Origin of the sequence: Kitasatospora sp. NPDC057512, assembly GCF_042802135.1 — a bacterium.
Taxonomy (GTDB): Bacteria; Actinomycetota; Actinomycetes; order Streptomycetales; family Streptomycetaceae; genus Kitasatospora.
On the sequence record NZ_JBHVET010000483.1, the window covers coordinates 1 to 6778 of the forward strand.

Here is a 6778-nt window from a genome sequence, read left to right on the forward strand (position 1 = left end):
GGTCCGGACACCTGGGGGATCGGGTGTCCGGGCCGCCGCGCCGCCGGCGTTCGCGCCTGCGCCCGCCGCTCCGACCTGCCCGGCCCCGTGGACCGTACGGGCGGTGGGCGTAGGCTCCGGCCGGTGACACCAGCACCGACACCCTCCGCCGAGCCCGCCGAGCCCGGCCCCGTCTGGACCCCGCTGACCCGCGCCACCGCCGTCGACCGCGCGACTGGCCTCGCCTGGCTGTCCGGGCTCGGCCACAACCGCGCGGCCCCCGCCGGCCTGCTCCTGCGCCTCCTGGACGCCGGCGAGCACCACTTCCTGTACCGCGACGACCTGCCCGACGGAGTCCTGGACGCCGCGATCGCCCACCCCGACCGGCGCGTGCGGATGGCCGCCGCGGAGAGCGGTCGGCTGTCACCGGCCCAGTGGGAACGGCTGATCGCCGCCACGCCCGGGGCGGCGATGCGCGAGCTGTTCGCGGAGCTGGCCGGGAGCGCCCTCAAGCCCTCGCCGGGCGAGGCCGCCCCGCCCGCCGCTTCCGCCGAACTCGCCGAACTCGCCGCGCTGGCCGCCGAAGTCCCCGACATCGACCCCGCCGCCCACGCCAGCGAGCTGCCGTGGGTCGTCGCCCGGCACGCGGACGCCGAGGCCATGCGCCTGCTCGCCGCCTCCCCGAAGGTGCTGGTCCGCCGCAGCGTCGCCCGGGCGCCGCGCCTGCCCGCCGACGTTGCCGAACTCCTTGCCCGCGACGAGGACCGCGCGGTGCGGATCCACCTCGCCGAGTCCTGCGAGGGCGCCCCGCCCTGGATGCTCCTGGACACGGCCGCCTGGTGGGACGGCAGCCTCTCCTTCCCGGGCCGCCCGCGCAACCACCCCCGCTTCCCCCGCCAGGGCCTGCTGCGCCTGGCCGCCGACCCGAACCCGCGCCTGCGGGCCCTGGCCCTCGACGACCCCGCCGCCACCGCCGCCCACGTCGAACGCGCCGCCGCCGACCCCGATCCGGCCGTCCGCCGGGCCGCCGCCGCCGACCCCCGGCTCGCCCCCGCCACCGCGGCCGTGCTCGCGGCCGACCCCGACAGCGGCGTGCGGCACTTCGCCCGCGTCAACCCGGCCCTGCCCCCGGAGGACCTGGTGCCGCTGCTGCTCGACCCGTGCCGGGCCGACACCGCCGCCCGGAACCCGGCGATCCCCGCCGCCGTCCTGCACCGCATGGCCGACCTCGCGATCCCGCACACCGCCGTACCCCGGCGCTGACCCGCCCGGGGCCGGTCCTGGGCACGGACCGGCCCCCGGCGGGGGCGGGGCTCAGTGGCAGACGAGCATGTTGCGGGCCAGCTCCTGGACGGTGCCGGGGTTGACCGGGGTGTCGCAGGAGACGATTCCCTCCATCTCGGCGTCGAAGGTGCTGTAGGTGGGGTGGGACCCGAAGAGGTACGCCCAGTACCCGTCGCCGGGGTCGCTCCAGGGGTGGTTCACGCAGACGTACTCGTCGGCCTTGCCCTGGATGCGATGGGTGCCCTTGAACACCATGTAGTCGCCGGGGCGGTTGACGTTGTAGGTGACCTTCTGGGACCAGGTGCTGGTGGTGGACTTGGTGGTCTGGACGGAGAACCCGACCTTCACGGCGACCTTCGCCAGGAACACGCTGACCGATGTGCTGATCTCGGTCGAGGCGTTGAAGGTCGTGCTGACGCTCTGGACCTCGGACACGGTGGTCTCGATGGTGCCGGTGGTGCCCGGGGCGATGGTGATGCCCTTCCAGTGGGTGAGCACCGGCTCGACGACGGCGGTCGAGACCTCGTACAGCCCGGTCTGGGAGACGCGGGGGTCGCACGGCCCGCCCGGCTCGGCCGCGTGGGCCGTACCGGTGGAGAAGGCCGACGCCGCGACGGTCAGGACGGCGAGCGCGGCGGGTAAGGACAGCCGCCGCAGGAAGGTGTTCGCCAAGGGGACTCCTCGGGGGAGGGGGTGTCGGACCGCCACACGGCCGACACCCGGCATGGATTCGTCAGATCGTGCCCAGAACACCCCCACCGCACACCCACAACCCCGAACTCCCCTGCACAAACGGAGGGTTGGCCGTGCACATAGCCTGTTGCGCACCGCCGGACCGTCCCTATACTGCCGTTGCCCGCAGGCCGGAAGCCGGCCCCGGGCATCCGCCGCTGCGCCCGGCCAGGGCGGCCGGCCGCCCGTACGAGGGAGAACCGATCATGGTCAAGCACTACCTCAAGTACGCCTTCAGCACCCTCACCGCCGCGATGTTCCTGCACATGGTCTGATCCGACCGACCCCGGCCGGGGCCGGGTGGCCCATCGTCCGACCCTGGCCTGGGAGACCGATTGTTCGCGACCGCGCTGAGCCAACTGCGCTACGGCGCAGCGATCCTGACGAACCGTCGGATCCGACCCCGCGACCTGGAGCGCCTCGCCCGGGACCTGGTCGCCACCATCGCCGAGTTCGGCGAGCCCGGCGAGGACTCCGCCCTGCTGCCCGGCCGCGCCGGACACGTCGACCCGCAGGTACGGCGCGAAGTGGCCCGCCGCAGCCTGCGCGCCACCGCCCGCACCGCGGCCCGGCACACCGCCTACTACCGCCGCACCTTCGCCGAACTCGGCCTCGACCCCGACCGGTTGGAGCCCGGGGACTGGTCGCGCGTCCCCGTCACCCCCAAGCAGGCCCTGCGCGCCCTGCCCGCCGCCTTCGTCTCCGACGCCGCCCGCCCCGCCCTGCAGGCGCTCACCACCGGCACCAGCGGCACCCCCACCGCCGTGTGGTTCTCCCGCGCCGAACTCGAGTGCGCCATCGCCTTCAGCACCATCTCCGCCGTGCTCGGCCTCGGCCTGCGCCCGCGCCACACCGTCGCCTACGCCGGCTGCTCCCGCGCCACCCTGTCCCTGGTCAACGCCGAGGAGTCGGCCACCCGCGCCGGCGCCGGCTTCGTCCAACTCGGCACCATCGCACCAGCCGTGGCCCTCGACCGCCTCGCCGCCCCGCTCGGCCTGCCCGGCAAGGACCCCCAGATCACCCACCTCACCACCTCCGCCTCCTACCTGGCCTCCCTCGTCCAGGAAGCCGAACAGCACAAGTGGCGCGACGCCGACTTCGGCCTGGAGTCGATCAGCGTCGGCGGCGAGGTGCTCTCCGCGCCGCTGCGCCGGCGCGCCGAGGAGGTCTTCGGCGCCACCGCCACCTCCGCCTACCTGATGACCGAGATCCTGCCCTCCGGCGCCACCCCCTGCACCCGGGGCCACCTCCACCACACCACCGAGTTCGGACACCTCGAAGTCCTCGACCCGCTCACCTGGGAACCCACCGCCCCCGGCGCCACCGGCACCGTCGTGCACACCCCCTACGTGCCCTACCGCGAGTGCACCCTGCTGCTGCGCTACGCCACCGGCGACCTCGTACGCCTCCCCGCCGAGCCGCCCGACTGCGAACTCGCCCACCTGCCCGCCACCTCCGAGATCCTCGGCCGCTGGAACGGCCCGCTCAGCCGCACCGTCACCACCCGCGAGGTGCTCGACCTGGTCGAAGCCGAACCCGAGGTCCCGCTTCCCGCCCGCCACGCCCTCACCGAAGGCCCCGACGGCCCCGACGGACCCGCCCGCCTGCACCTGCTGGTCGACCGCCTGCCCGCCACCGCCCTGCGCGGCCGCCTGGAGGACCGCGCCCGCGCCGCCGGCCTGCGCCTGGCCGACATCCTGCTGTACGAGGACCGCGCCGCCATGCCGCCGACCGCGCCCCTGCGCGCCGACCTGCGCGAGCACACCCTCGACACCTTCGACGTCCCCGCCGTCCCCGGCACCCCCGCCGCCCCCGACCGTGTCCCCGGAAGGCGCTGAATGACCGTCGACCCCGCCGCCCTGGCCGCCCTCAGCGCCGCCGTCGCCGCCGAGACCGCCCTGGCCGCCTGGTACCTCGCCCGCGTCCGGATGCCCCGCCCCCCGGTCGGCGTCTACACCGGCGGCGACATCGCCGTCCTGTGCGCCGGCGTCGTCCTCGCCCCGCTGCTCTACACCGCCCTGCCCGCCGCCGCCGTCTCCGCACTCTTCGGCCTCGTCGCCTGCCTCGCCGTCCAGTTCACCCTCGCCCCGCTGCTCGCCGCCACCCGGCTGCGCGCCACCCCCTGGTCCTGGGCCGCCGCCCTCACCGCCACCGCCGCCACCGCGCTCGCCGCCCTCACCGGCCACCCCGCCGCCGCCCGCACCGGCAGCGACCTGATGATCGCCACCGCCGTCGTCGGCGTCGCCAACCTCTGGACCCAGAGCGGCCTGCGCTCCGGCCACACCGCCGCCCTGGCGGCCGTCCTCACCGGCTACGACCTGGCCGCCACCACCCTCACCGACACCACCGCCCGCTTCTTCGCACAGGTCCAGGACCGCCCCTTCGCCCCCCTGCTCGCCCTCACCGGCGGCCCGGCCCCCGTCGCCGTCGGCCTCGGCGACCTCCTGCTGCTCGTCCTCTACCCGCTCGTCGCCGCCAAGGCCCACGGCCGCACCGCCGCCACCGTCGCCGCCCTCGTCGGCCTGCTCACCACCAGCGCGGTCAGCGCCTGCTTCGCCGCCGGCTGGCTCACCACCGGATTCCCGCTGCTCACCGCCCTGGGCCCGCTGATCGTCGCCCAGCACCTGTACTGGCGCCGCCGCACCGGCGGCGAGCGCACCACCGCCCAGTGGCGCGAGAACCGTCCGCTCCCGCTCCCGTCCTCGGCCGGCCACGAACCCGCCGCCGCCCTCGCCGCCCCCGTCCCCGACGGCACACCCCCGGGCACCTGGCTCGCCCTCGCCGACGGCCGCGTCCTCGGCACCGGCCCCACCCCCGGCCACGCCCGCCGCGACGCCCGCCGCAACGGCGCCGACGCCCCCACCACCGCCCGGCTGGTCTGACACCTCCCGGCGTTCCGCCGGCGCGCGCCCCGAGGCCCTGCCGGCGCGCGCCCCGAGGCCCTGTCAGTGCCGGCCGCCATGATTCCCGCATGACCGCCACCGCAGCACCGCTGTCCTCCCCGTCCGCGTACGCCGACGCCGTCGCCACCGCCGTCCGGGCCGCCGCCGCGTACTACACCGACGGCTCCACCCCGCTCGGCGACGACGAGTACGACGCCCTGCTGCGGGCCATCGCCGCCTACGAGAGCACCCACCCCGGCCAGGCGCTGCCCGACTCGCCGACCGGCAAGGTGGCCGGCGGCGCCGCGAACGGCGACGTCCCGCACAGCGCCCCGATGCTCTCCCTGGACAACGTGTTCTCCGCCGAGGAGCTCGACGCCTGGGCCGCCGGCCTCGAACGGCGCCTGGGCCGCCCCGTCACCGCCTGGTGCGTGGAGCCCAAGCTCGACGGCCTCGCCATCGCCGCCCGCTACCGCGCCGGACGCCTCCAGCAGGTCGTCACCCGCGGCGACGGCCTCGCCGGCGAGGACATCACCCACGCCGCCGACGCCGTCCTCGGCCTGCCCGCCGAACTCACCGAACCCGCCGACATCGAACTGCGCGGCGAAGTCCTCCTCACCCAGGACCAGTTCGACCACGCCAACCGGATACGCGCCGACCACGGCGCCACCCCCTTCGCCAACCCGCGCAACGGCGCCGCCGGCACCCTGCGGGCCAAGGACCGCCCCTACCGGATCGAACTCACCTTCTTCGCCTACGACGCCATCGGCCCCGACGGCCTCGCCCACAGCGCCCTGCTGGACCACCTCGCCGCCCTCGGCGCCCACACCGCCGCCACCACCGCCGCCCGCCCCCGGCGCTGCGCCGACACCGCCGAGGTCCAGCGGCGCGTCGAGGAGATCGCCGCGCTGCGCGCCGAACTGCCCTTCGGGATCGACGGCGTGGTCGTCAAGGCCGACCTGGCCGCCGACCGCGCCGAGGCCGGCTCCGGCTCGCGCGCGCCGCGCTGGGCGGTGGCCCGCAAACTCCCCGCGCGGCACCAGGTCACCCGGCTGCTCGCGGTGGAGTGGAACGTCGGCCGCACCGGCGTCATCGCCCCGCGCGCCGTCCTCGAACCCGTCGTCATCGACGGCGTCACCGTCACCTTCGCCACCCTCCACAACCCCGCCGACATCGAACGGCGCGGCCTGATGATCGGCGACCAGGTCTTCGTCTACCGCGCCGGCGACGTGATCCCCCGGGTCGAGGCCCCGGTGCTCGACGCCCGCACCGGGGACGAGCGGCCGATCGCCTTCCCCGAGACCTGCCCGCGCTGCGGCGACGCCATCGACACCGGCGAACAGCGCTGGCGCTGCGTGCGCGGCCGCGACTGCCAGGCCGTCGCCTCCGTCCTCTACGCGGCCGGCCGCGACCAGCTCGACATCGAGGGCCTCGGCGGCACCCGCGCCGTCCAACTCGTCGAAACCGGCCTGGTCACCGACCTCGCCGACCTGTTCACCCTCACCCGCGAACAGCTGCTCACCCTGGACCGGATGGGGGAGACCAGCGCCGACAACCTGCTCGCCGCGATCGCCACCGCCCGCACCCGGCCGCTCAACCGGGTCTTCTGCGCCCTCGGCGTCCGCGGCACCGGACGGACCATGTCCCGCCGGATCGCCGCGCACTTCGGCTCCATGGCGGCGATCCGGGCCGCCGACGCCGAGACCCTGGCCGGCGTCGACGGCATCGGCACCGAGAAGGCCCGCGTCGTCGCCGCCGAACTCGCCGAACTCGCCCCGCTGCTGGACCGCCTCGCCGCCCTCGGCGTCGGCACCGCCGTCACCGCCCCGGCCGCGCCCGCCGTCACGGCGGCGGGGGAGGGCGACACCGCCGACGGCCCCGCCGACGACCGGGGCCCGCTC

General features: G+C 76.2%; 5 protein-coding genes. 4 read left to right on the forward strand and 1 reads right to left on the reverse strand.

From position 1 onward, the window contains the following. Positions 1 to 123: 123 nt before the first annotated feature. Positions 124 to 1242, forward strand: coding sequence for a hypothetical protein (locus ACFU6K_RS26910; protein WP_380667188.1), 1119 nt, complete (start codon positions 124 to 126; stop codon positions 1240 to 1242). A gap of 51 nt (positions 1243 to 1293) precedes the next feature. Here the strand turns inward: ACFU6K_RS26910 and ACFU6K_RS26915 are convergent, their stop codons facing one another. After that, the gene (locus tag ACFU6K_RS26915) at positions 1294 to 1935 is read right to left on the reverse strand and encodes a hypothetical protein (protein ID WP_380667190.1); all 642 of its coding nucleotides are present in this window, start codon (positions 1933 to 1935) and stop codon (positions 1294 to 1296) included. Positions 1936 to 2330: 395 nt separating this feature from the next. On the opposite strand from ACFU6K_RS26915, the gene ACFU6K_RS26920 reads away from it, so the two are divergent. From ACFU6K_RS26920 to ligA, 3 genes are all read left to right on the forward strand, one after another. Beyond that, entirely contained in the window at positions 2331 to 3833 is a 1503-nt protein-coding gene (locus ACFU6K_RS26920; RefSeq protein WP_380667192.1) for a phenylacetate--CoA ligase family protein, read from the forward strand. Then, complete coding sequence (locus ACFU6K_RS26925; RefSeq protein WP_380667194.1) at positions 3834 to 4877, forward strand: hypothetical protein; 1044 nt, start codon at positions 3834 to 3836, stop codon at positions 4875 to 4877. Positions 4878 to 4966: 89 nt separating this feature from the next. Next, positions 4967 to 6778, forward strand: a 1812-nt coding sequence (gene ligA, locus ACFU6K_RS26930; protein WP_380667196.1) for an NAD-dependent DNA ligase LigA, incomplete at its 3' end; no start/stop codon positions are given.

Excerpts from the sequence above, each read along its gene's own strand:
- ACFU6K_RS26925 (WP_380667194.1), top strand. The coding sequence starts at position 3,834 with ATGACCGTCGACCCCGCCGCCCTGGCCGCCCTCAGCGCCGCCGTCGCC.